19 protein-coding genes are annotated in these 24,217 nt (G+C 61.7%); 4 read left to right on the plus strand and 15 right to left on the minus strand.

The genetic code is table 11. The annotated features are described in order from the left end of the window. Positions 1 to 11: 11 nt before the first annotated feature. The 12 genes from ACCQ07_RS17510 to ACCQ07_RS17565 all read right to left on the minus strand — a co-directional run bounded on the left by ACCQ07_RS17510 (position 12) and on the right by ACCQ07_RS17565 (position 17,191). The gene (locus ACCQ07_RS17510; protein WP_011348620.1) at positions 12 to 947 is read right to left on the minus strand and encodes an NAD-dependent epimerase/dehydratase family protein; all 936 of its coding nucleotides are present in this window, start codon (positions 945 to 947) and stop codon (positions 12 to 14) included. Further along, positions 931 to 1,971 (minus strand): GDP-mannose 4,6-dehydratase, encoded by a 1,041-nt coding sequence (gene gmd / locus ACCQ07_RS17515; RefSeq protein WP_011348621.1) that lies wholly within the window; start codon positions 1,969 to 1,971, stop codon positions 931 to 933. The genes ACCQ07_RS17510 and gmd overlap by 17 nt, the downstream gene beginning before the upstream one ends. A gap of 111 nt (positions 1,972 to 2,082) precedes the next feature. After that, the gene (locus ACCQ07_RS17520; RefSeq protein ID WP_372363500.1) at positions 2,083 to 4,599 is read right to left on the minus strand and encodes a glycosyltransferase family 4 protein; all 2,517 of its coding nucleotides are present in this window, start codon (positions 4,597 to 4,599) and stop codon (positions 2,083 to 2,085) included. Further along, entirely contained in the window at positions 4,599 to 6,746 is a 2,148-nt protein-coding gene (locus ACCQ07_RS17525; RefSeq protein WP_372363501.1) for a methyltransferase domain-containing protein, read from the minus strand. Before ACCQ07_RS17525 ends, ACCQ07_RS17520 begins: the two co-directional genes overlap by 1 nt. A gap of 58 nt (positions 6,747 to 6,804) precedes the next feature. Beyond that, positions 6,805 to 8,091, minus strand: a complete 1,287-nt coding sequence (locus tag ACCQ07_RS17530; protein WP_372363502.1) for an ABC transporter ATP-binding protein — start codon at positions 8,089 to 8,091, stop codon at positions 6,805 to 6,807. Further along, positions 8,088 to 8,882, minus strand: coding sequence for an ABC transporter permease (locus ACCQ07_RS17535; protein WP_007964836.1), 795 nt, complete (start codon positions 8,880 to 8,882; stop codon positions 8,088 to 8,090). Before ACCQ07_RS17535 ends, ACCQ07_RS17530 begins: the two co-directional genes overlap by 4 nt. A gap of 82 nt (positions 8,883 to 8,964) precedes the next feature. Beyond that, the gene (locus ACCQ07_RS17540) at positions 8,965 to 12,084 is read right to left on the minus strand and encodes a glycosyltransferase (protein ID WP_372363503.1); all 3,120 of its coding nucleotides are present in this window, start codon (positions 12,082 to 12,084) and stop codon (positions 8,965 to 8,967) included. Between the two features lie 372 nt (positions 12,085 to 12,456). Then, a complete protein-coding gene (locus tag ACCQ07_RS17545) occupies positions 12,457 to 13,644 on the minus strand; it encodes a cystathionine gamma-synthase (RefSeq protein ID WP_372363504.1) in 1,188 nt (395 codons plus the stop codon). A 99-nt stretch (positions 13,645 to 13,743) separates the two neighbouring features. Then, positions 13,744 to 15,114: a pyridoxal-phosphate dependent enzyme gene (locus ACCQ07_RS17550; protein ID WP_008576911.1), complete on the minus strand. Its 1,371-nt coding sequence runs from the start codon at positions 15,112 to 15,114 to the stop codon at positions 13,744 to 13,746. A 236-nt stretch (positions 15,115 to 15,350) separates the two neighbouring features. Then, positions 15,351 to 15,569, minus strand: coding sequence for an HP1242/YdcH family protein (locus tag ACCQ07_RS17555; RefSeq protein ID WP_003484103.1), 219 nt, complete (start codon positions 15,567 to 15,569; stop codon positions 15,351 to 15,353). 351 nt (positions 15,570 to 15,920) lie between these two features. Further along, complete coding sequence (locus ACCQ07_RS17560) at positions 15,921 to 16,811, minus strand: OmpA family protein (protein ID WP_055026700.1); 891 nt, start codon at positions 16,809 to 16,811, stop codon at positions 15,921 to 15,923. Continuing rightward, a complete protein-coding gene (locus ACCQ07_RS17565; RefSeq protein WP_042774027.1) occupies positions 16,808 to 17,191 on the minus strand; it encodes a DUF4398 domain-containing protein in 384 nt (127 codons plus the stop codon). Before ACCQ07_RS17565 ends, ACCQ07_RS17560 begins: the two co-directional genes overlap by 4 nt. Positions 17,192 to 17,289: 98 nt before the next feature. Between ACCQ07_RS17565 and ACCQ07_RS17570 the strand changes: the two genes are divergently transcribed. Further along, positions 17,290 to 18,423, plus strand: coding sequence for a PilT/PilU family type 4a pilus ATPase (locus tag ACCQ07_RS17570; protein WP_008576907.1), 1,134 nt, complete (start codon positions 17,290 to 17,292; stop codon positions 18,421 to 18,423). A gap of 396 nt (positions 18,424 to 18,819) precedes the next feature. On the opposite strand, the gene maiA is transcribed toward ACCQ07_RS17570, so the two are convergent. Together maiA and ACCQ07_RS17580 are read right to left on the minus strand one after the other, a co-directional pair. Further along, positions 18,820 to 19,482 carry a maleylacetoacetate isomerase gene (gene maiA, locus ACCQ07_RS17575; RefSeq protein ID WP_372164393.1) on the minus strand — a complete coding sequence of 221 codons (663 nt, stop codon included), beginning with the start codon at positions 19,480 to 19,482 and terminating at the stop codon, positions 18,820 to 18,822. A gap of 31 nt (positions 19,483 to 19,513) precedes the next feature. Then, positions 19,514 to 20,572 (minus strand): fumarylacetoacetate hydrolase family protein, encoded by a 1,059-nt coding sequence (locus ACCQ07_RS17580; protein ID WP_372363505.1) that lies wholly within the window; start codon positions 20,570 to 20,572, stop codon positions 19,514 to 19,516. 308 nt (positions 20,573 to 20,880) lie between these two features. Here ACCQ07_RS17580 and ACCQ07_RS17585 point away from each other — a divergent pair, with 308 nt between their 5' ends. From ACCQ07_RS17585 to ACCQ07_RS17595, 3 genes are all read left to right on the plus strand, one after another. Then, on the plus strand, positions 20,881 to 22,269 hold the full coding sequence (locus tag ACCQ07_RS17585; RefSeq protein ID WP_008576904.1) for a DEAD/DEAH box helicase: 1,389 nt from the start codon (positions 20,881 to 20,883) through the stop codon (positions 22,267 to 22,269). A gap of 135 nt (positions 22,270 to 22,404) precedes the next feature. After that, on the plus strand, positions 22,405 to 22,758 hold the full coding sequence (gene queD, locus ACCQ07_RS17590; RefSeq protein ID WP_008576903.1) for a 6-carboxytetrahydropterin synthase QueD: 354 nt from the start codon (positions 22,405 to 22,407) through the stop codon (positions 22,756 to 22,758). A gap of 191 nt (positions 22,759 to 22,949) precedes the next feature. Further along, complete coding sequence (locus ACCQ07_RS17595) at positions 22,950 to 23,285, plus strand: phasin family protein (protein WP_014091104.1); 336 nt, start codon at positions 22,950 to 22,952, stop codon at positions 23,283 to 23,285. Between the two features lie 112 nt (positions 23,286 to 23,397). On the opposite strand, the gene bioD is transcribed toward ACCQ07_RS17595, so the two are convergent. Then, positions 23,398 to 24,072 carry a dethiobiotin synthase gene (bioD, locus tag ACCQ07_RS17600; RefSeq protein WP_127166848.1) on the minus strand — a complete coding sequence of 225 codons (675 nt, stop codon included), beginning with the start codon at positions 24,070 to 24,072 and terminating at the stop codon, positions 23,398 to 23,400. Positions 24,073 to 24,217: the final 145 nt, after the last annotated feature.

Consider the following 24,217-nt stretch of genomic DNA (forward strand, 5'->3'; position numbering starts at 1 on the left):
ACTGCCCAGTCCTAGTGCTGGCAGCTAGCTTCGAGCATCCAGCGCAGCGTGTCCTCTAGCGCAAGACTCTGCCAATCGCCGATCAGCTCCTGCAATCTGGCATTGCTGCCAAGCAACTTCTTGACTTCATTCTCTCGAACGAATGCAGGGTTCACCTGGACGTCAATGTCGTGGCCAGTGATTTTCGAGCAGATCCCGATGATGTCCCCCAGCGAACTGGCGACACCCGAACACACATTGACGATCTGCCCTTCGGCCGCCGGTGCCTGCAGGAGCTTCCGGTAAGCCAGCACGACCGATCTGACATCGCCGAAATCGCGCCACACTTCGGTGTTGCCCAACTCGATGGAAGAGGCATGAGATGCGAAATGGGAAACGATCTTGGGAATCAGGAAATTGGTCGCCTGACCGACCCCGGTATAGTTAAAAGGGCGGGCAATCACCAGGGATAGCCGCTCGCGCCACAAGCTGGCGACATATTCCATGGCGAGCTTGCTCACCGCGTAGTCGTTCGCGGGCGCGGGTGTGACCGCCTCGTCGATCACGCCCTCAGTTGCATTGCCGTAGACATTGGCACTGCTGGCGATCAGCACCCTTTCCGGACGGTGGCGGCTTGCGGCCAACGCCTGCAAGAGGTTCCGGGTGCCGAGCAGATTGACACGATAAAAATCGTCAGCATCCCCGTGACCGACAAAGGCCACTGCCGCTAGATGTACAACGTAGTCGGCTTGGGCATGCGCAACGATGCGAGCGACGTCGGCAGCGTCGCGCAGATCCATCGGCCAGAACTCGTCGGTACCAGCCGTGCCGGTACCATCCGAACGCGTTCCGACGCCGATGACCGTGCAGCCCTGTTCCTTGAGCTGCTGGGCCATGTAGCGCCCGGTGAACCCGGACGCTCCGCTTATCAGAACCCGCTTACCCGTCAGGTCAGAATGAGAAGCCACGCTCGTTCCTCTTCAGATCAGCCTCGACCATCATCTGGCACAGCTGCTCCAGCGTGGTTTCAGGCTTCCAGCCGAGGATACGGGCCGCCTTTTCGGGATCGCCGATCAGCAGCTCCACTTCTGCAGGGCGGTGGAACTTCGAGTTGATGCGCATGACCACCTTGCCGGTGGCAATGTCCACCGCAGTCTCTTCAGCGTCCTCTCCACGGAACTCGACGTCGATGCCTGCGCCCTTAAACGCCATGCCGACAAAATCACGCACGGTTTCGGTGCGATTTGTCGCGAGCACGAAAGTGTCCGGCTCCTCGGCTTGCAGCATCCGCCACATACCTTCCACATACTCGCGCGCAAAGCCCCAGTCACGCTTGGCGTCCAGGTTTCCCAACTCCATGCAGTCCAGCAGCCCGAGCTTGATCTTAGCCACCGAGTCGGTGATCTTGCGGGTAACGAATTCCCGGCCGCGCAGTGGACTTTCGTGGTTGAACAGAATTCCGCTGGATCCGAAGATATCGTAGCTCTCGCGATAATTCACCGTAATCCAGTGGGCATACAGCTTAGCAACGCCGTATGGGCTACGTGGCCAAAACGGCGTGTCTTCCTTTTGAGGGACTGCCTGGACCTTACCGAACATCTCCGAAGTCGATGCCTGGTAGAACCGGATCTTCGGGTTCACCAGACGAATCGCCTCAAGCAGGTGCAGTGCGCCGATACCGGTAATCTGCGCTGTCGTTGTCGGCTGATCGAAACTGACTCCGACGAAGCTCTGGGCAGCGAGATTGTAGATCTCGTCGGGCTGGATCTTCTGGACCATCGCGATCGTCGTCCCCAGATCCGTGAGGTCGTACTCCACCAACTCCAGATTCGGATGTTTCGCGACACCAACCTCCTCGAGGCGCCAGAAGTTGACTGAACTGGTCCGTCGGTACGTGCCATATACCTTGTAACCCTTGCCAAGCAACAGCTCGGTCAGATAGGCACCGTCCTGCCCGGTGATGCCGGTAATGATTGCAATCTTGTTAGTCATCTACATTCTCTTCGGAAATTGGTGAAAGCAGCCCCGCTCTGGATCACGCCCATACGCGTCCGGAGCATCGCCGTGCAGGAAAGCAACGGCGCCATCATAACTTGCCTGACCTCAATCGGCCTCCTGGATCGGATATACCAGACTGGCGGCCGGCTTCAGAAGTGCGGCGGCAAGCTGATCGGCGCTCTGCGCCCAGGTCAACCAGGACAGCTCGTCAGTCCGCGGATGCGCGTTCTGTGCATGCAGTTCGAGCCATTTTTCGATGGCGCTCGCTATCTCCACCGGCGTGTGTCCTGCGAAGTAGGTTGCATGCTCGCCAGCAACCTCGCGGAACACCGGGATATCGCGGACCAGAATTGGCAGTCGTCGCTGTCCCGCCTCGATTAGTGGCAAGCCAAAACCTTCACCCTCAGAGGCGGCGATGAGGCAGGTGCAGGCCTGGTAGAGCTTTTCCAAGAGTTCGTCGCTGGCGGAGCTGAGCCAAAAAAGATTGCGATGCAGCTGGGGATGCGCTTCCAATTTTTCGCAAAGCTCGTCCACCATCCAGCCCTTCTTGCCGACGATCACCAAGGCGACCTCCTGCCCTGCAGACCATAGATGCTCGAATGCGGCCAACACGCCGGCATACCCCTTGCGAGGTTCGAGCGTACCCACCATCAAGAAACTCCTCACCTGCTGCAGGCGAGAGAGAAGCGCGTCGGCATGATCCGGCATGCCCCGACTGGGAGCACTTCCTTCAAGATCAGCGCCAAGGTGGAACCACGCGACGTCCGGCTGCTTGCCGATTCCATTCTCCAGCATCCATGCAGTCACATCATCTGCAACGGACTGCGAAATACAAATCAAACGATCAGATACATCAATGATGCCCCGCAACCAACGCTCGTGATCCCGGCCACCTTGGCCTGGCCACCACTGCGGATGTTGCACGGGCAGAATGTCATATACCACGAAACTAATCAGCACTCCCGTCAAACGGAAGTATTCGAACCAATCGGGAACCAAAGCAACAGCATCCCCAACGAGATCGAGACCAAGGAACACATCGCCGGCATGACATACTAGCGGAGAATCCTCCCCCATCTCTTGGCCAAGTAGGCGGCCAGCAAAGGTGTTGGCACACACATAGCTATGCGAATCGCGATCTAATCTGACTAGCTGGATCCGGTAGCCATTGAGTGGCCTGCGCAGCCACTCGTTTGAAATGGCACGCGTCACTCGCTGGATCCCTGTACGTAAATCATGCGCTGCTAACTCACTGACATCCAGCATGATCATCCGCGCCCCTGGAGCGATACTGCGGTCTAGCGCATCAGCCGCCGCGACTAGCGAGAGCACAGGTGTTTTTTCCTTTCCTAACGCGGCAATTGCCTGATCAAGCGCCGTCTCAGCGTCCATGCGCGCCAATGACTGTGCATGTACGCTTTCACATGCATCAAGGAATGCACCTGCGCTTTTCTCCCATGAAAAATATCCGACACGATGCGAGGAGAAATCGCGCGACTTCGAGACGGCCATATCATCCTGCAGCATCCAGCGGATCCTCTCAGACATCTCGGCGGTGTCGTGAGGATCGAACAGCATTGCGGGATCAGTGACAATTTCCGGGATGCTCGACGCATTTGCCGCAATAACAGCCGCACCACATGTCATTGCTTCCAGTACTGGCAGACCAAATCCTTCGTGCCAAGACGGAAACACAAAAAAACGACACTCGTTGTAGAGCGCCACCAATTCTTGATCAGTCACATAGCCGGTAAATATGATTTCGTCAGGTTGCAATCCTTCTATGGAGGCAACCTGCCTCAGCTCCTCGACGAGCGGCCCCGGCATACGCCCTGCCATGACTAAGCGAGCCGTCTTACGGATTGACGGCGGTAGTACAGCATATGACTCGATCAGCCGGCTGAGATTCTTACGACGATCCGCCCCGCCCGTATACAAGAAAAATTCGCCCTCAATTCCGAACTTTCCGCGAACCAATCGACGCGCTGGATGCAGTGCTTCCAGTTGAGCAAAAATAGTGTCACATCCTGCAGAAATATTGTAGATTCTATCGCCATCGAATCCTCCGATACGGCGTGCTTCTTCGACCGAACTCTCGGAAATTGCCAGCAGTGCGTCTGCTTTCTGCAGAAACGAGAACTTCTGCTCATATGACTTGCGATAGATTGGATCGTGATCGAGATAAACCTCGGGGTTTATCATCGGGATCAAATCATACATTGTTACGACAGTAGGAATTTGACAGACACGACCGACGCTGCTCACTGCGTTGTCATCGTAGCCCTCAAACAGGCTTGATACATGTAAAACATCTGGCCGCAGCGCCGCAAGCGCCGCCTCGCGAACGATCTCGGCCTGGCTGCGGCGCGCGTTATTTGCAGGATTGCAGGCCCGTACGGGAAGAGGAACGTGCCACACATGGATATTACTTTGTGGAATAAGCCGACTTAATGTGGTCCGGATATCTTTCACAGCATCGGGAAAAGCGCCATTCAGTGCGATATGGATATCGTGCCCCCGTGCGTCGCGCGCTACTGCAAGCGCCAACGCCAAGCTATAGCGCCCGATACCCCGGAAACGACTCTCCGACTGCGCTCCCTGCAGATCCATCACGATTCGCATCAAGCAGACTCCCCATTGCGTATGGCCAACATGCGCTCATAGATCTTATGACCACGGGCAGACAGCTTCGCTGCCGCGACCGGCTCGGCAACCACGGTGACATCCACGACCTGGCCGGGACGCGGCCGATCCTCCATCACTGGCTGAATCACGCGATCAATCCCAATATCCGCCGCGACGGCGCCCCTGACCCTGGCATGGACGGAAGGCGCCATACGCAACCAGTTATTCAGCACACGGGCAAGCGCCGGGCGCTTGAGAACACGACGAACCAGAGCAAGCAGGATCCGCTTCAGCGATGCACGAGGCCACCTCACCAAACGCGCCATCCCTCGTAAAGGACGCGTCAGACGCCATGACGCACTAGCCTGGACATCGTGCAGATTTTGCTCGGCAGTGCTGGCACGCAGGTACCAGTGGTGGGCATTTTGAAGTGAAGAATCGAGCTGCATGCGGAGTTCATCCAGCTGCTCACGGACGACCGTGAAGCTGGCACCGGAAGTCTCCAATCTCCGGCGAAGGTCGTGCATGTTCGAGGCGCCCGACAGCTGCAGATGATGCAACTCGCCGATAGTGCTTTTTAGCTCATCGACCTCACTGTTGAGCTTGTCGATGGCTTCTTCTCGCTCATTTGCACGCAGATACCAGTGATGGGCGTTACTCAGCGACTCACTGAGCTTGGCATCGACTTCTGCCAACCGTGCTTCGGCTGCCCGGATGGAGCGCTCATAGATGAGCAATGCGTGCTCCTGCTTTCGCAGCAGCCATACCCAGCCGGCTCGCTCTGCCTCGTCATCCTTCTGGCCGATCGCCTCTCTCAAAGCGCGAAATGTCCATTCCGCACGGGGGCGATTGAATATCGTGTAAAACCCGACCCGATAACGAGCCGGCAGCATGGAGATATCAAGGAGCGGACGGCGAACCGGCAATGGCGGCGCGATCTGGCCCTGCACCAATTCCCGCAGTGTTATCAAGAGCGAAAGAAGCAGGTCGTCTGGCCAGACGCAATCAACTGCGCTCGTCGAGACGGCACCATAGTCGATAAAGGTGGCAGTGCCGTTGTCATTGACAAGCAGGTTCCAACAGCGCAGATCGTTGTGGTAAAGCCCGGCCGCCTCCAGCGCAACAAGTTGCGCAATGATGGAATCGGCTATCTCCTCATAGGAATACGGGGTCTTGTCTTGGATCATCTCCGAAAGCAGACGCCCTGGCAGCTGCTCTCGCAGAATCCAGACGTCGCGACTGTCCTGCAGGTTGTGCATCAGAGCCGGCACAACCACTCCAGGAGGCGGATCGCGCAAGAAGCTCACTTCGTTTTCGTATTCTGCGAGATTGATCTTCTTCCTCGACGCCTCAACCAAGGACATCTGCTTGAGAATCACGCCATCGGCAAAGTAGTAGCGTCGCGTCCCTGCGTGACTGTTCATCGCATGAGCGTGTGATTCCGTGCGCCACGACAGAAATTCGCGGAAATCATTGCCAAGCAGCCAGTAACGGCTGCTTGCGAAATACAAGGGCCTGGCGATACCTGACAGATGCGTTCCCTGATGGGCCAGTACTCGGAGAAACGCATAGCGCTGCAGCAATTGCGCCGGGTCACCCGGCTGCGATGCACCCCAATACAGTGGTTCTTCCCGCACAGCAAGCTCGTATATGCCAACTGCAATGCAAGCGTCGATCTGCCCAATCAACCCGACAACAGGCTCCAGGCCATGCTCATGGATCAGGTGATGAAAGACGCTCAGCCCGAGGACGAGATCATATCTGCCAACCTCCAGCCCCCCGACGATGTCCTCGATCCGGGCGCATTCGAAGGTGGCGGCCACAAAGCCCTGCTCTTCCGCCAGCGCCCGGCAGACCGCCACATTGCGATCGAGAAAATCCGCACCATGGACGATGGCCCCCCGCGCCGCCAGGTTGAGGGAGAAATAGCCTTGTGCGCATCCAAGATCAAGCACCCGAATCGGACGCCCCAATGCAGTCCGCAGGTGGCCGACCACATCGAGGATGACCTCCAGGCGGTCCTCGCAACCACGTGAGCTACCGTCGGAGATTTCTGGATGGCCCAAAATGGGCTGATATTTTTCGGGTAGCGCAGCAACGAGATCGGCGATAGAACTGTTGCCCGGGGAAACGGAATGCGTCATCAATGGAAACCTGGAATTAGCGGCACGCCGGCGGCGCGGACACGGACACGGACGGCAATCAAGGAACGTCGGCGGAAAATTCGGCATTCAAGTCAACGATGCCCCAGAACTGCATGGGACGACTGACATCCAGCAAGATGGCATCATAGCGCCTGTCCAGGGGCACCAACTCGCCGAGCGGATCGCCGCTCGATATCCCCAACGACACCATGTAATGCCCCTCATTGACGCTCAGCGGCAATGCGAAATGGCAGGTAACCACATCGCCTGCGCGTGGAGAAAGCGTCTTCCGCCCGTCGCTCGCCAAAAATGAGTTTGTCCCATAGAGGAACAGCCCTTCGAGCGTCTTCAACAGCAGGCCTGGGACCACGTTGTCGAAGTCACGCTCGAAAACGATCTTCATGTGGAATTTCGTGACCGCACCGCTGTCGATACGCGCGGGAAAACGCTCACCACTACTCGTCACCGCATAGTCGACGATCTTCGCTCCGCCCTGACCCCAACGGTGCTCGTTGCGGTTATACGAAGGGCGGGTGTGGAATACGTCATCGATGCTTTCGCCCGGGATCGCTTCGATCGGAGCGTCCGCACGCGCAGGGTCCGAACTGCTCTTTCGCCCGAAAAGCTCGTCCAGATACAGATTGGAAACTTCACGCGCCGGGCCGTCGGCATAGACGCCGCCATCCTTGATGAATAGCACGCGTTCGCAGTGCTTGACGATGTCACCTACTGCGTGGCTCACCAGGATCAATGTGGTGCCCTGCTCCTTGAATTCCTGCACGCGCTTGAAGCACTTCGCCTGAAAATAGGCGTCTCCCACAGAAAGCGCCTCATCGACGATCAGCACGTCGGGGCGGAACGCCGTCGCTACGGCGAACGCCACCCGCACCTGCATTCCGCTGGAGTAGGTCCGCACTGGCGCATCGAAGTATTCGCCAACTTCGGCAAACCCCTCGATGCCGGGCATGGCCGCATCGATTTGCTGTTGGGAGTACCCCATCAAACCTGCTGAATGGTAGGCATTCTGCCTGCCTGTCAGGTCCGGATTGAATCCCATGCCCAGCTCCAGGATCGCAGCGATTCGCCCCGACCGGGCAATGACGCCTTCAGTAGGCTGCACGGTTCCGGTGATCAGCTTCAGCAGCGTACTTTTACCCGCACCGTTGCGCCCCACTACGCCAACGGATTCGCCGGTCTTGATCGAAAACGACACATTGCGCAGGATCCAATGTTCCTCGCGTGCCTGCACTGGAGCACCGAACCAACTGGCCGCCCGCAACCATTGACTGTTCCAGACCCGATAGGCCTTGCCAACGCCCTCGACACGCATTACCACATCGCTCATAGCGCATCCACCATTTCTTGACTGGCACGTCGGAACACCACCAACGACATCAGGCCCAATATCGCAGTGGCCGCACACAGCGGCATCAATGAGCGCCATTCCGGCGTTGTGCCGTAAAGCAGTACCTGCTGATACGCCGTCACCAGCGGAAACAGGGGGTTGAGTTTGAAGACCCTGGCGACGTCCTCGGGAAGAATGCTGATGTTGTAGACAATGGGCGTCAGCCAGAAAAGCGCCTGCAGCACCACTGGCACGACTTGGGCGATGTCGCGCATGAATACATTGAACACCCCCAGCAACAAGCCCAACGACATCGCGAAGGTCAATGTCAGCACCATCAGGAACGGCAACCAGAGGACCTGCTGCCCCGGATAATGACCAAGCACCGCAAACACGATGAAAATGGCGAGCAGCAGCAGGAGGTTGTTCACCAGCATCGCTCCTGCGGCAATGAAGGGAAGGCATATTCTTGGGAACGCCATTTTCTTCATCAGGTTTCCGTTTTCCACGAATAGCGAGACACATTTATTGATAGTCTCGTTAAACAGGCTCCAGCATAGTGTCCCAGACATCAAATACAGCGCATAGGCATATTTATTGTCGATTCCAGGCAGCTTCGCTGCGAGGACCTCGGAGAGGATCGTTGCGAAAATCAGTACCTGCATCAGCGGATGGATGATCATCCACAACGCACCAAGCTTGCTTTGGATAAAGCGCATCCTCAATTCGTTCTTGATCGAAGAGAAGATGAAGTATCGGTATACCCATAGGGGTCGCAGCAGGTCTTTCATGAGATTAAGCTTACCGAAGAGAGCGGGATCAAAATTGCCACGATCGCGGAAACCGAAAGAGAGAGGCCGAAAAGGATGACCATCACGAGCAGACCACCTCTGCAGGCCGCGGCGAGAAAATCGAAGGATCAGCATGCCGCTGCCACAGCAGTGCCCGGACGATGCTCCATAAGCGCAACGCAGATTGCTGGATCTCCACGTTGCCCCCAAGGGTCGGCAGGATCGCCGTGTTCGCACTGACGCCCTGGCTCTTGAGCAGGTTGAGATCGGCAACCCCCGCGACCAGGACGCGATCGCATCGCCTGAACGCACGGATCAGCGCAGGCTCCCAAGGATCGGATGCGGCAACTCGGCGCAATAGCACAACGACAATCCGGCCACGATCGAGTTGATCCTCCAACAGGCCAGCGAACCAATGACCATGATGCAGGATGTGAGGATAATCGATTACCACCGCATTGGTCAGCTGATGGCCGATGACAGGAAGGGAGCGGGTTGGGCAATGGCGCGGTTCAGACAGGGAAACCAGGCCTGCCGGCATCGTCGCGCCTGAATATATGATCGATGCGTCGATCTCAAATAGCGTTAACTCGCCAGCTAGGCCACTGAGCTCAGCGAAAACGCCACCCGAGCTCTGAGCTGGCGCGGAGGGCGCAATCCACGCGATGAGAGGCGTGGCAGTGCGAATCGGCCGAGCCCACAGGTCGCGAACAAACGCCAGGAGCCGCTGCGCCACATCCGCCCATTTGAAGTGGCCCTGCAGGAGCTGTCGACCACGACGGGTCCGCTCGTTGCGCTGCTCGGCGGGGAGACGGTGCACTTCGCGCAAAAGTCGGCTTAGCCCTGTCCGGGAGGGTTCAGCCCAGACCGAGTGAGGGAGCCCAAATACCGTCTCAGCAGGCGCGAATGTGTAATCAATCAACCAGGCGGTCTGGTCGTTGCAGAAATCGCATTGACCACCCCACGCAGTGGTGATGACAGCAAGACCAGACAACATCGCCTCTGCCAATGGCAGCCCAAAGCCCTCGGCCCGGCTTGGCGCAACCATCACGTCGCACTGCGAGTAAAGACGTTTCAAGCTGGCACTGTCGAGATCTTCCTCGATCAGAATCACATGAGGAAAGTCGGCCCGGGCGCGTCGTGCGCCATGCAGCAAACGACGAACTTCGTTCTGAGGGTTGGCGAAGGTCTTGATGATCAGCGATACGTCGTCGCGATCGCTGAAGGCATCGCCGTAGGACTGCAACAGGACGTCCACACCCTTGCGAGGAAGGCAGGAAGACACATGGAGAAAACTGAAACCACGTTGCTGCAACGAAGTACCCTCTGCCGCAGCAATTGATTCCCAGTGATCCACCCCGGCGCCACAAACGCCGAGTGGGATCGCGACCCCACTGTCCACCAATGCCTTGACCACATGTGTGGAAAGCGCGGAAATGCCTTGGACGAACTCGTTGAAATCGGCAACCCAAGCCTCGGGCACGGCCGATTCTTCCCAGGCATAGGCATGCAGCAGGTTGAAGCGGGAGTCCATGTCGGCAACGCGAGGCGGATACAGCAGCCTGCTGCACACGTCGGCCGCAACCGGCGCGCTTCCAGATGCGCGCGAATGAAGCCGCGCAATCTGCTGATCGGAAGCGAGGAATTCTGGATCGGCGTCGAAGTCTCCCGAGCCATCGGTCGAATGCAAGAGCACATTCAGCCCCTGCGCATCAAGCGCACGCGCCAGTTCACGATTTACCAGGGCGAGGCTATAACTGCTGTCAAACGGCCCTTCCACACGCCACGAGGGGAACTGGGGGAGCGGATGTTGCCTTCGCAACACGTCGCGCAGCAGATCTTCATTTGCATCCATGGCGACGGCCACTTGCACCAGGTCCGTATCCGCAACTGGCACGCGGCTGCCGCATGCGTGCGCCAAGTCCGTGACGAGCGCAGCACGCTTTTTCTGCAACGCCTCGCTCGTCTCTCGCCAGCCCCACTTAGCGGCCGGATGTAACTGGCCGTAGGCCTCGAACGCATCTAGCGCGCGCGACGCACTGCCTGCCCATGAGAATGCACGGGCGCGTTGTGGCCCATGGTGGCGGAGGCTGCGCGCAAAGTCCGTGTCTTCCAGAACGCGCCGCATCGCTCCAGCGATAGCTGCAGGATCGGTCGGATCGAACAAGGCATCGTCGCGCCCGATCACCTCCGGAATGCTACTTGCGCGTGCACCAATCACGGCGGTTCCACAGGCCATCGCCTCGAGCAACGGTAGGCCGAATCCTTCCTGCAAAGAAGGCAGGACGAACAGCTCAGCACCGCAATACAGTTCGACCAGCGACTGATCAGTCACGTGTCCCGTACAGACGATCCGGTCCGGCGACAACTTCAATCGACGCGCAACTAGCGCAAGCCGCGCGCGCTCCAACTCGTCCAGGTGGCCGGTGACCACCAGCTGATAACGTTCCTGCTTCTCTTTACCCAGCAGCGCATAGGCTGCGACCAAGGCCTCGAGATTCTTGCGAGGATCCATTGCCCCGCTGTACATCACGTACCCGCCGACAATCCCATGCTCGTGCGCAAATCGTCCACGCAGCACGCTATCGACATGGATCGGCCTGAAGATCTGCGAGGCCGCAGACGAGATATTGACCACGCGCTCCGGCGCTACCGACAACCGCTCGATTGCATCGTTCCGAACGTAATCGGAGATCGAGAGCAATACATCGGCCCGCTGCAGCGAGGCGACCTTATCTGCATACCATTCTGCGGCCCATGGGGTGGCAATGTATCGCGGATCATGGAGCGGGATGAGGTCGTACAAGGTTGCAGCAGTGCGTGCCCCCCCCGTTCCACGACCGATGGAGGTCACCGCTCCATCGCTCGCACCCTCGATCACGCTAGTGACGTGGACGATATCCGGCTGCAAGGCCTGCAGGAACGACTCGCGCATATGCTCGGAGGCCGTTCGCCGCCACGCGTTTGCCGGATCGCGCCAATGCACGGGCTGAGCCGTGCGGAACGCCACCACGCGCTCGCGTGGCAACAGAGCAGCAAGCGAATCGATCGCGTCGCTGGCAATATCGCCATTGATGACCAACCAGAACTCATGCGCGCGCGGCTCACGCAGCATCGCCTCAGCCAATGCAAGCGAATAACGCCCGATCCCTCTATGCCTGCTGGCGGTCTGGGCTGCCTGTAGATCGATGGCGATGCGCACGACTCAACGATCCCTGGCGGCCATCGCCCGACGCAGATCTTCGTAGATCCGGGCGGCACGCGCAGTCATGCGTCCTTGCGACGCCAGACCACTCGCCCTTCCATTGATCGCCAGGTGACCGGGCCCCATCAGGCCGCCAAATCCGAAACGTACCCCAAGGCGTTTGATCGCCATGAGTAGGCCCGGTGTCGCTGACAGCGCACGCATCAACCGGCGTTTCAGCGACGGTCGCACAAGGACATAGCGAATTGCCCCAGCCAGGACCGCACGTAGAAACCCGGTGCTCGGCAAAACTCGCGACGTGCGCGCCTTCATTTGGCCACTGCCAAGCCGCGCGATGAGCGCCAGGTTTCCGTTACGTGGATGTGCTGCTTAACGCGCAAGCGCCCACTCCAAATCCCCACGCAAATCCCCCACATCTTCAATCCCCACGCTCAACCGCACCAGCGCATCGTTGATACCAAGCTGGTCACGGCGGGCAACCGGAATGGAGGCGTGGGTCATGACGGCGGGATGGTTGAGCAGGCTTTCCACGCCGCCGAGCGATTCGGCCAGGGTGAACAATTCGGTCTTTTCGCAGAAACGCTTGGCTGCGTCGAAGCCGCCCTTGAGGACGATGGAGACGATGCCGCCGAAGCCGGACATCTGGGTTTTCGCGAGCGCATGCTGCGGGTGCGAAGCAAGGCCGGGGTAGATGACCTTTTCGATCGCAGGGTGGGTTTCCAGCCATTGCGCGAGCGCCAGGGCATTCTCGCAATGCGCGCGCATGCGCAGCGGCAGGGTCTTGAGGCCGCGCAGGGCAAGGAAGCTGTCGAACGGGCCCTGGACGCCACCGATGGAGTTCTGCAGGAACGCCATCTGCTCGGCGAGCTCGGCGTTGTCGCCAACCACCGCGATGCCGCCGACCATGTCCGAGTGGCCGTTGAGATACTTGGTGGCCGAGTGCACGACGATATCCGCACCCAGGCTGAGCGGGCGCTGCAGCATCGGGGAAGCGAACGTGTTGTCGACCACGATCAACAGGCCGTGCTTGCGCGCGATCGCGGCAATGGCAGCGATATCGACCAGTTTGAGCATCGGGTTGGTCGGGGTTTCGATCCACACCATCTTGGTGTCGGGGCGGATTGCAGCTGCGAAAACGGCCGGGTCGGTCAGGTCGACGAAGCTGAAATCCAGGCCGGCGGTGCGACGGCGCACGCGCTCGAACAGGCGGAAGGTGCCGCCGTACAGGTCGTCCATCGCCACCACGTGGCTGCCGGCATCCAGCAACTCCATCACCGTCGAGGTGGCGGCCATGCCGGAAGCGAACGCAAATGCGCGCGTACCGCCTTCCAGCGCGGCAACGCAACGCTCGTAGGCGAAGCGCGTGGGGTTGTGGGTACGCGAATATTCGAAGCCCTGGTGCTCGCCGGGGCTGGACTGCGCATAGGTGGACGTCGCATAGATCGGCGGCATTACCGCGCCGGTGCTCGGATCTGGCGACTGCCCTCCATGGATCGCCAGCGTTGCGAGCGACAGCGCGCGCTCGCCGTCATGGCTATGAGTGGTGCGATTGGACATGGAGGTTCCCGAAAAAGTGGGCGATTGTAACAAGCAGGTCTGAATGGCCCGTGCCGCGCGTCTCATCCGAGCGCGCGGCAGTGCCGGATTACTGCACGATCACTGCACGCGACGGCGCAGGTAGTTGAGCAGGTCGATGCGGGTGATCAAGCCAAGAAATTGCGTGCCGTCCATGACGATGGCGACCTGGCCACGGTCGAACACCGGCAGCAGCGCTTCGATCGGCGACGCGACGTCCAGACGATCCAGCTTGCTGACCATGGCAGTGGAAATCGGGTCGCGGAAACGGGATTCGTCGCCATAGACATGCAGCAGCACGTCGCTTTCGTCCACGATGCCCACCAGTTCGCCGTCGTCGATCACCGGCAACTGCGACACGTCGTACAACTTCATGCGCTGGTAGGCAGTAGTCAGCAGATCCTTCGGGCCCACCACCACGGTGTCGCGCTTGTTGTAAGGGCGCAGGATCAGGTCGCGCAGATCGCCATGTTGCGGGCGCTCCAAAAAGCCGTTGTCGAGCATCCAGTAGTCGTTGTACATCTTCGACAGATACTTGTTGCCGGTATCGCAGACGAACACCAGCACGCGCTTGGGCGTGGTCTGCTCGCGGCAATACTTCAGCGCCGCGGCCAGCAGGGTGCCGGTGGACGAGCCGCCGAGGATGCCCTCCTTGGCCAGCAGCTCGCGCGCGGTATGGAAGCTTTCCGCGTCGCTGATGGAATAGGCCTTCTTGACCCGCGAAAAGTCGGAGATATCCGGCAGGAAATCCTCGCCGATGCCTTCGACCAACCAGCTGCCGGACTTTTCGCTGACCGTGCCCTCTTCGATGTATTGGGTCAGGATCGAACCGACCGGGTCGGCCAATACCAGTTCGGTGTGCGGCGAGGCGCTGGCGAAGGCGCGCGACAGGCCGGTCATGGTGCCGGAGCTGCCGCAACCGAACACGATGGCGTCCAGTTGGCCGCCCATCTGCGCCAGGATTTCCGGGCCGGTGCCGAATTCGTGCGCGGCCGGGTTGTCCGGGTTGCCGAACTGGTTGATGAAGTAGGCGCCGGGAGTCTCGGCTGCGATCCTGGCAGCCAGGTCCTGGTAGTACTCGGGGTGGCCCTTGGCCACATCCGAGCGCGTCAGCACCACGTTGGCGCCCATGGCCTTGAGATTGAAGATCTTCTCGCGGCTCATCTTGTCCGGCACCACCAGGATCAACTGGTAGCCCTTCTGCTGCGCCACCAGGGCCAAGCCCAGACCGGTGTTGCCGGCGGTACCCTCCACCAGGGTAGCGCCGGGCTTGAGATCGCCGCGCTGCTCGGCCGCTTCGATCATCGACAGACCGATACGGTCCTTGATCGATCCGCCAGGATTATTCGCCTCCAGCTTGAGGAACAGCTCGCAGACGCCGGTGTCCAGGCGCTGGGCCTTGACGATCGGCGTGTTGCCAATCAGTTCGAGTACGGAGGAATGAATCGCCATCGGGATATCGTCGCTGCGCCACGCGGGCTAGACCGGTCATTATCCGACGAACCGCCGGGGAATGCTCATTCAGCATTGAACCGATTGCACAGGCCGATGAACGAACAGGCTCAACCGTTCGCCGATGTGCCCTCCGCCAGCAAACGCCGCTCCAACTAAAGACGCGGACGGTGGCAAGCCGACGAGGAGGCCGCCACCGCCCGCGACGGTGAACTTGTTCTAACGGTGGGGAAGGATCAGTGGGTGAGCTGGTCGTACATCCGGGTGAGCTTTTCTTTTGCCTGCAACTTCTCGCGCTTCATCTGGCCCAAGGTCACGTCGTCGATCGGGAGCACCCCGAGTTCGGCATCCATGCATTTCTTGTTCAATAGCTTGTGGCGTTGGTAGAGCTGCTTGAACTGGGGATCGGACTTCATCAATGCGTCGATTTCGGTCTGCGGTTGCCCTTCGAACATGGCGTTACCTCCTTCACTTAAAACAAGAACGCCCCGGCCAGCGAAGGCACGGGGCGCAGCTTGGGGATGGAAGACCAACGCGTTGCAAAGGCCGACACACCGGCGGAACCACCAACAACTGCTCCACCATGTTGTCTCGTTGCGTGCCTCTGCATCACTGGCCCGGCCCTCCGTACTTCCCGGGCCGCGGAGTTGCTGCCCGGAGGTACGACCCTACGCCGGTCGCCCAGGGGGTTCAAGACCGAAACGGCCGCATTTGCCGTTCCCTGCCTCAATCAGTGACCGCGGTTCAACCAGGCGTCATGCACGGGTTAAAAGACCTTAACTTCCAATCACTTGCAACAAATGACATCAGGGCGCGACAACGACCTCGGCCGCGCGGGTCTTGCTGGCCGCGCCTTTGGTGCCGGTGACCTGCAGCCGCGAGGCCGACACGCCGCCTGCCACCAACGCATCGCGCAGTGCTTCGGCACGCTTCTTGGCAATGGCTGGATCGGTGTCGAAGCCGACGATGCTGACCCGGCCCTTCTTGCCGATGTTCAGATATTCGGCCAATGCCTTGGCCTGCCCGGCGGCATCCCCGGACAACGCCGCCTTGCCACCGAAGGCGCCACTGCCCAGGGAAAACACTTCGCCGCGGCTGTCGAACTTGGCGGCCGGCAGCTTGGCCCCGGCGACCAGCTCGGCCTCCTCATGCGCCAGTTGCACCGCCTTCTGCTGGGCCGCGTTGAGCTTGGCGGTCTGCTTGCCGGCCACGCTGGTCAACGCCAGCTCGGCGTCCTGGCGGGCGAGCGCTTCCTGTTCGGCGGCCTGGCGTGCCTGCTCGGCGGCCTCGGCCTGGATCTGCGCCTGCACGCGCAGGCGTTCGGCTTCCTGGCGCGCCCGTGCGGCATCGCGGCGACTGGCTTCGATCAGCAAGTCGTTGCGCGTGCCTTCCAGGCGGTCCAATTCGCGCCGCGCCAGCGCGGTACGGGCGGTGAGTTCGGCGATTTCGACCCGCCGGTCGGCCAGAAACACCAGCTCGTCGCGGTCGCGGCGTTTGGCCTCGGCCAGCGCAGCCACGCTTTGCTGCGCCTGCAGCCGCTCAAAGCGCGCCAGATCATTGGTCTGCGGGTCGTTCTGTAGTGCGGCCAGGCGCCGGTTGAGCGCGTCGGCCTGCGGGTCGTCCTTGGCCGCCATCGCCAGCGGCGGCAACGTGACCAGGCTCAACACACCGAGATACAGCAGGGGGCGCAGTTTCATCGGCCGCCCTCCCCGGTATTGAGGGTGTTCTGCAACTGCGCCACTTCCTTCCTGCGCTGTTCCAGTTGAGCGGCGACCACCGCTTCTTCGCTGCGGGCCTTGGCCAGGTCGGCGTCGGCGGCGGCGCGCAAGGCGATCTGGGGCACCTGCTTGCGCTGGCGCTTGTCCAGTTGCGCCTGCTGGGCCTGCATCAATTCCTGGCGGGCCAGGTTGACCAGATCCGGGGCGTATTGGTCGGCATCGGCCTGGGTGGCGCGTTGCACGGCCTGTTCGGCGGCGGTGAGCTCCGGTGCCACCTGGGCGGCGGCCGGAGAGGAAAGGACCATGAAACAGGCGATGCCATACAGGGATCGCCGCAAGTATGCGAAGCTAGCCGTCATTAGGGGAGCCGTAGCGAGAAGTCTCGAGCACGGCCATTGTCGGAAGCCTGCGGCGGACTTGCAACGAGACGCTGCTGTTTGTTGGGGAACCATTGCGCATGGATATCGGCTACTTCCTGAAGCTGATGACCGAAAAGAATGCCTCGGACATGTTCTTGACCACCGGCGCGCCGGTGTACATCAAGATCGAGGGCAAGCTTTACCCGCTCGGCAATACGGGGTTGCCGCCGGGAATGGTCAAGAAAATCGCCTACTCGTTGATGGACGAAGGCCAGGTGCCGCAGTTCGAACGCGAGCTCGAGCTCAACATGGCCATCGCCCTGCCCGATGCCGGCCGTTTCCGTGTGAACGTGTTCAAGCAGCGCGGCGAGGTGGGCATGGTGATTCGCGCCATTCGCAGCCGGATTCCCAGCATCGAAGAGCTCAACCTGCCGCAGGTGCTCAAGGACGTCATCATGACCCCGCGCGGGCTGGTGCTGGTGGTGGGTTCGACCGGTTCGGGCAAGTCGACCTCGCTGGCGTCGATGATCGACCACCGCAACAGCACCACCACCGGGCACATCCTCACCATCGAGGACCCGATCGAATACCTGCACAAGCACAAGATGTCGATCGTGAACCAGCGCGAGGTGGGCCTGGACACGCACGCCTTTCAGAGCGCGCTGAAGAACGCCATGCGCGAGGCGCCGGACGTGATCCTGATCGGCGAGATCCTGGACGCCGAAACCATGGAGGCGGCGATCGCGTTCGCCGAAACCGGCCACCTGTGCCTGGCCACGCTGCACTCCAACAACGCCGACCAGACCATCGAGCGCATCCTCAATTTCTTCCCGGAAAGCGCGCACAAGAACGTGCTGATGAACCTGGCGCTGAATCTGCGCGCAGTGGTCTCCCAGCGCCTGGTCAAGGGCGTGGACGGGCGCCGCCGTCCCGCCACCGAGGTGTTGCTCAATACTCCGATGATCCGCGACCTGCTACGGCGCGGCCAGGTGCACGAGGTCAAGGCAGCGATGGAAGAGTCGCTGGAAGAAGGCATGCAGACCTTCGACCAATGCCTGTTCCGGATGGTGAAGTCGGGCGAAATCGAGCAGGAAGAGGCACTGCGCGCGGCCGACTCGCGCGACGGCCTGGCGCTGAAGTTCCGTCTCTCCGAGGGCGGCTCCGGCGAGCACGACCCGTATGCGGATTACGAAGCGGCCGCGGCACCGAAGATCAGTCACGGGTTCATCTAATCGGTTTAGCGGCGACGATCGGTGATCTTGCGTCACCGGGGGGCTGCTGGATCCTGGTGGTTAAGAGCGAACTCTGCGACGTGCTCCGCATTCGCGATGCCGATGCAACCGGCGCCCTCATCCGGCGCTGCGCGCCACCTTCTCCCGCTTGCGGATAAGGACGAGATCGGCGCCCCGCTTGCGGCAGGAGGAAAAGGCCGGCGGCCTCCCTCCTGCGGGAGAAGGGAGGGATCGGCGCTCGCACGGTGCTTTCAGGTGCCGGTGCCGAAGCTCTCAAACTTGCATTCCTATTCGCCTGGCGTGACGCCGACTGCCCGAACCGGGTGATTGCCTGCCCTTTTCCCGTGGCACGGAAGAAGGTCCCGAAGGGCGGATGAGGGCTGTGACAGCCTGCCCTCAGCCCACCGCGTCGGCCTGCATCTCCGGGCGCGCCGCGTCGAAGGCCGGTAACTGCAGGCAGGCCTGCTCGATGCGCCGCAGGGTCGGATACGGCGTCAGATCGACCTCGAACCGGTGCGCGTTGTAGAGCTGCGGGATCAGCACGCAATCGGCCAGGCCCGGTGCATCGCCGTGGCAGAAGCACCCGGTCTGCGCATCGCGCGCCAGCTGCGTTTCCAGTGCCGCAAAGCCCCGCTCCATCCAGCGCCGTGTCCACTGCTGGCGTTGTGCGCCCTCCAGCGCGAACTCGCGCTCCAGCACCTGCATGACGCGCAGGTTGTTGAGCGGGTGCACATCGCAGGCGATGAGCTGCGCCAATGCGCGCACCCGGGCGCGTTCGGCAGGCGCGCGCGGCAGCAGCGCCGTGGTGCGCGCGAATGCCTCTTCCAGATACTCCAGAATCGCCAGCGACTGCGTGATGACCACATCGCCATGCCGCAACGTCGGCACCAGTTCCTGCGGATTGAGTTGCGCATAGGCCGGCGCGTGCTGCTCGCCCCCATCGCGCACCAGATGCACCGGGCGGGCGATGTAATCCAGCACCTTCAGCCCAAGACCGATGCGCACGCGATACGCCGCGCTGGAGCGCCAGTACGAAAACAGCTCCAGGGCCGCGCTCATACGCGACCGCCTGTCGTCGCTGCGCCGCAGGTCATGGCAGCGGCTGCCGCTCGACGCGCTGTTCGATCGCACCGAAGATGCTGGCGCCACTGGCATCGAACATCTCGATCCGCACCATGTCCCCGAACGCCATGAACGGCGTGCTGGGCTTGCCGTCGCGCAGCGTCTCGACCACGCGTTGCTCGGCAAAACACGAGGCGCCCAAGGCGGTGTCCTGGTTGGCGATGGTGCCCGAGCCCACGATGGTGCCGGCCGACAGCGGACGGGTCTTGGCGGCGTGGGCGATCAGTTGGGCGAAGTCGAACTGCATGTCGTTGCCGGCTTCGGGCGCGCCGAACCAGGCGCCGTTGACGTGCGTGACCAGCGGAAGATGCACCTTGTTGTCGCGCCAGGCATCGTCCAGCTCGTCGGGGGTGACGAACACCGGCGACAGCGCCGAACGCGGCTTGGATTGCACGAAACCAAAGCCCTTGGCGAGCTCGGCCGGAATCAGGTTGCGCAGCGAAACATCGTTGACCAAACCGATCAACTGGATATGCGCGGCCGCCTGCTCGGGCGAGGCACCCATCGGCACGTCGTCGGTGATGACCACAATCTCCGCTTCCAGGTCGATGCCGTAGTCCTCGCTGATCACCTTGATGGCATCGCGCGGGCCATAGAAGCCGGCGCTGGTGGCCTGGTACATCAGCGGGTCGGTGTAGAAGCTTTCCGGCACTTCGGCATTGCGTGCGCGGCGCACCCGCTCCACATGCGGCAGGTAGGCACTGCCGTCGACGAACTCGTAGGCGCGCGGCAAGGGAGCGGCCAAGGCCTGCACATCCAGATCGAACACGCCGTCGGCGCTGCCATCGTTGAGCGAGGCCGACAAGGCATTCAAGCGCGGCGCCATATTGCTCCAGTCCTCCAGCGCGCGCTGCAGCGTGGGCGCGATGCCGGTGGCGCGCACGGCGGTGCGCAGGTCGCGCGAAACCACGATCAGGCTGCCGTCGCGACCGCCTTCCTTCAGGGAACCTAGCTTCATGACCATCCTGTGCTGTGGCTGATCGGACGATTGTACGGCCTGCCGCACTACTGGTTGCACCTGAAACAACTGACCGTGACCACAACCGCGAAACCGCGATTTTGTGCAGCGCGCCAAACGCGAGTACACTTGCCGGGTCTGCATGCGGCCGTCCGTTTCCCTTAGGGACAGCCGGCGAGGCCAGGATCGATCGATCCGCTCGCCCGCCCCACCCGACGCCTTTCGTGGTGCCGACAAACCCATCGCTCCTTGATCGGGTTGATCCACCATCTCGCAGCGCGGTTCACGGGAACGCTCCGAGCCTCACCTTCTTGCATCTGCAATGCGTTTGCGCTCCGGGCTTGGCTTGGCGGCGACGCTTTACTTGGAGCTTCCTGATGTCTTTTGAATCCCTGGGCCTTGCGCCCTTCCTGCTGCGCGCGTTGGCCGAGCAGGGCTACGAAACCCCCACCCCGATCCAGCAGCAGGCGATCCCGTTGGTGCTGGCCGGTCACGACCTGCTGGCCGGCGCGCAGACCGGCACCGGCAAGACCGCTGCCTTCGGCCTGCCGCTGCTGCAGCACCTGGGCACCGCGCCGCAGACCGTCAACGGCCCGCGCAAGCCGCGCGCGCTGATCCTGACCCCCACCCGCGAACTGGCCACCCAGGTGCACGACAGCCTGCGCGGCTACAGCAAGTACTTGCGTATCCCCAGCGCGGTGATCTATGGCGGCGTGGGCATGGGCAACCAGCTCGATGCGCTGCGTCGTGGCGTGGACCTGCTGATCGCCTGCCCGGGCCGCCTGATCGACCATATCGAACGTCGCAGCGTGGACCTGTCCGGCATCGAAGTGCTGATCCTGGACGAAGCCGATCGCATGCTCGACATGGGCTTCTTGCCGTCGATCAAGCGCATCCTGACCAAGCTGCCGCGCCAGGACCGTCAGACGCTGCTGTTCTCGGCCACCTTCGAAGAGAACATCAAGCAGTTGGCGCTGGAGTTCATGCGCAACCCGATGCAGATCCAGGTCACCCCGAGCAACACCGTGGCCGAGAGCATCACCCACCGCGTGCACCCGGTCGATGGCGCCCGCAAGCGCGATCTGTTGCTGCACCTGCTGGCGCAGGACAGCCGCGAGCAGACCCTGGTGTTCGCGCGCACCAAGCACGGCAGCGACAAGCTGGCGCTGTTCCTGGAGAAGTCCGGCATCAAGACCGCGGCGATCCATGGCAACAAGAGCCAGGGTCAGCGCATGCGCGCACTGAGCGACTTCAAGGCAGGCCGGGTGACCGTGCTGGTGGCCACCGATATCGCCGCGCGCGGGATCGATATCGACCAGCTGCCGAAGGTCATCAACTACGACCTGCCGATGGTGGCCGAGGACTACGTGCACCGCATCGGCCGCACCGGCCGTAACGGCTCCACCGGCGAGGCGATTTCGCTGGTGGCGCAGGACGAAGCCAAGCTGCTGCGCCAGATCGTGCGCATGCTGGGCCGCGACGTGGAAATCCGCGACGTGCCGGGCTACGAGCCGCAGACCCCGATCCGTTGGGGCAACAGCGCGCCGGGTCGCGCCGAGCAGCCGGGTGGCGAGCGCGCGCCGCGCAAGAGCCACGCCCGTCGTCCACATGGCGATGCACCGCGTCAGGCGCATGCGCATGCCGGCCCGAAGAAGCCGGGTGGCCAGCGCAGCGGCGGCCCGCGTCAGGCCAACGCTGGCGCGGGCGCAGGCCGTCGCGATGGTGGACGTGGCGGCAATGGCCGTCCGGCCAACCGCGGCGCCTGAGCGCTGGGCATGCGCTGAGAACAAGGGCCGCGATGCGGCCCTTGTTCTGTCCGTCCCGGCCTGCCCGGGCTCTTGCGGGATCCTGCCCTGTGCAGTCACGCATCTCTCCTTCTTCCTGCTTGCCGAATCACCATCATGGACATCTTCAAGGTCTTCACCCTGGAAGCCGCGCACCGGCTTCCCAACGTGCCGCCTGGGCATAAATGCGCGCGCCTGCACGGCCATTCGTTTCGCGTTGAGCTGCATGTCAGCGGCGAACCCGGCGCCGAGACCGGCTGGATCATGGATTTCGGTGACATCAAGGCGGCCTTCCAGCCGATCTACGACCGCCTGGACCACCATTACCTCAACGACATCGAAGGGTTGGAAAACCCCACCAGCGAACGCCTGGCGATCTGGATCTGGCAGCAGCTCAAGCCGGCGCTGCCGCAGCTGAGCGAGATCGTGGTGCACGAGACCTGCACCTCCGGCTGTCGCTATCGCGGTTAAGCGGCAGCGCAGTGGGGTGACCTGAAGCCGCCAGCTGGCGGCTTTTCTCATTTGAGCGGCCGCCTAAGCTGTTGATCTTAAAGCGCTTCTACGCACGTTTGGAAAATCTTCAGGAAACGTGTTGCATCGCAGCAACATCGGCGTATGCTGCAACGCAACAAACGGTCACGGCTTTCCCCAAGGGGTTCGCAATGTCGGCGCAGTTCGAAAACAGCTTCACCAATCAGTTCGCGTCTGTCGCAGCACGTGCCAACCAGTTGGCCTTGGAGACGCTGGAACGCAACGTCAACGCGACCAGCAGCTTCTTCGGCGAGTTCGCGCAGGCGCGCGATCTGGGCGCCTACCAGACGCTCTGGCCGAAAGGCTTGCAGGTTGCGCGCGACAACCTGGAACGCCTGGCCTCGGTCAATCAGGAAGTGGTCGGGCTGGGATTGAAGATGTCCAGCGAACTTGGGCAGTTTGCCAAGCAGCAGTTCGAAAACGGCAGCGACCAGGCCGGCGCATCAGGCAAGACCCGGCGTAAGTAAGCGCCAATAAATTCAGCGTCTTTGCATGGGTCCCTCCCCCCGTGCAATCCGGCCCGACAGATCCCTCCCTCTGTCGGGCTTTTTTATTGCCCGCGCGAGCGCGCCGTGCCAGCTAGCGCGGCAATTGCAGCCCGTGTGCCTGGGCGGCAGCGTCGGCGCCCGGTCGCCACGGGATCCGGCCCCAGCACGGCATCGCCAGGCGCTGGCGCAGCATGCCGATGTTCTCTTCGATGCGCTCCATCTGCGGATCGATTTCATTGGCGATCCACCCGATGCACTGCAGCCCATCGGCGGCGATGGCCGCAGCAGTGAGCCGCGCGTGGTTGATGCAGCCCAGCCGCACGCCGACCACCAGCACCACCGGCAGCTGCAAGGCGCGCACCAGATCGGCTTGGTCCAGGGTCGCGCTCAGCGGCGCGGCCCACCCGCCCACCCCTTCCACCACCACCACCTCGGCCTGCGTGCGCAATTGCGCGAACGCGTGTGCGATGGGCTCCAGCGCCAGCGTTACGCCGACATCGGCCGCCGCCAGTTCCGGTGCCAGCGGCGCCGGCAAGGCGTAGGGATTGAGCGTGGCGTAGTCCGGCTGCGGATCGCTGGCCGCCTGCAGCGCCAGCGCGTCTTCGTTACGCCAACCCTGCGGCGTGTGCTCGCAGCCGCTGGCCACCGGCTTCATGCCGACGGCGCGATGGCCGCGTGCGCGCAAGGCGTGCAACAGCGCGGTGCTGCCCATGGTCTTGCCGATGCCGGTATCGGTGCCGGTGACATAAAAAGCTGGATGCTGCATACGCCTGATCCTGCGGCCGCGCCGCCATTGCCGTGAGGGCGCGCAGCATACCGTGCGCACTGCACGTGCGGCTGAGGACGGTTGGTTGTCGTTTGCCTGCGGGGCCACGTTGCCCCTGTGCGCGCCGCTGGCTGCCTCGGCCAAT

It is taken from the genome of Xanthomonas sp. NCPPB 3583, from assembly GCF_041475715.2.
In the GTDB taxonomy this organism is placed as follows: Bacteria; Pseudomonadota; Gammaproteobacteria; order Xanthomonadales; family Xanthomonadaceae; genus Xanthomonas; species Xanthomonas euvesicatoria.

Coding starts and splice junctions, on each gene's coding strand:
- gmd (WP_011348621.1), bottom strand. CDS start 1,971: ATGACTAACAAGATTGCAATCATTACCGGCATCACCGGGCAGGACGGT.
- ACCQ07_RS17520 (WP_372363500.1), bottom strand. CDS start 4,599: ATGCGAATCGTGATGGATCTGCAGGGAGCGCAGTCGGAGAGTCGTTTC.
- ACCQ07_RS17525 (WP_372363501.1), bottom strand. CDS start 6,746: ATGACGCATTCCGTTTCCCCGGGCAACAGTTCTATCGCCGATCTCGTT.
- ACCQ07_RS17530 (WP_372363502.1), bottom strand. CDS start 8,091: ATGAGCGATGTGGTAATGCGTGTCGAGGGCGTTGGCAAGGCCTATCGG.
- ACCQ07_RS17535 (WP_007964836.1), bottom strand. CDS start 8,882: ATGAAAGACCTGCTGCGACCCCTATGGGTATACCGATACTTCATCTTC.
- ACCQ07_RS17545 (WP_372363504.1), bottom strand. CDS start 13,644: ATGTCCAATCGCACCACTCATAGCCATGACGGCGAGCGCGCGCTGTCG.
- ACCQ07_RS17550 (WP_008576911.1), bottom strand. CDS start 15,114: ATGGCGATTCATTCCTCCGTACTCGAACTGATTGGCAACACGCCGATC.
- ACCQ07_RS17555 (WP_003484103.1), bottom strand. CDS start 15,569: ATGTTCGAAGGGCAACCGCAGACCGAAATCGACGCATTGATGAAGTCC.
- ACCQ07_RS17560 (WP_055026700.1), bottom strand. CDS start 16,811: ATGAAACTGCGCCCCCTGCTGTATCTCGGTGTGTTGAGCCTGGTCACG.
- ACCQ07_RS17565 (WP_042774027.1), bottom strand. CDS start 17,191: ATGACGGCTAGCTTCGCATACTTGCGGCGATCCCTGTATGGCATCGCC.
- ACCQ07_RS17570 (WP_008576907.1), top strand. CDS start 17,290: ATGGATATCGGCTACTTCCTGAAGCTGATGACCGAAAAGAATGCCTCG.
- maiA (WP_372164393.1), bottom strand. CDS start 19,482: ATGAGCGCGGCCCTGGAGCTGTTTTCGTACTGGCGCTCCAGCGCGGCG.
- ACCQ07_RS17585 (WP_008576904.1), top strand. CDS start 20,881: ATGTCTTTTGAATCCCTGGGCCTTGCGCCCTTCCTGCTGCGCGCGTTG.
- queD (WP_008576903.1), top strand. CDS start 22,405: ATGGACATCTTCAAGGTCTTCACCCTGGAAGCCGCGCACCGGCTTCCC.
- ACCQ07_RS17595 (WP_014091104.1), top strand. CDS start 22,950: ATGTCGGCGCAGTTCGAAAACAGCTTCACCAATCAGTTCGCGTCTGTC.
- bioD (WP_127166848.1), bottom strand. CDS start 24,072: ATGCAGCATCCAGCTTTTTATGTCACCGGCACCGATACCGGCATCGGC.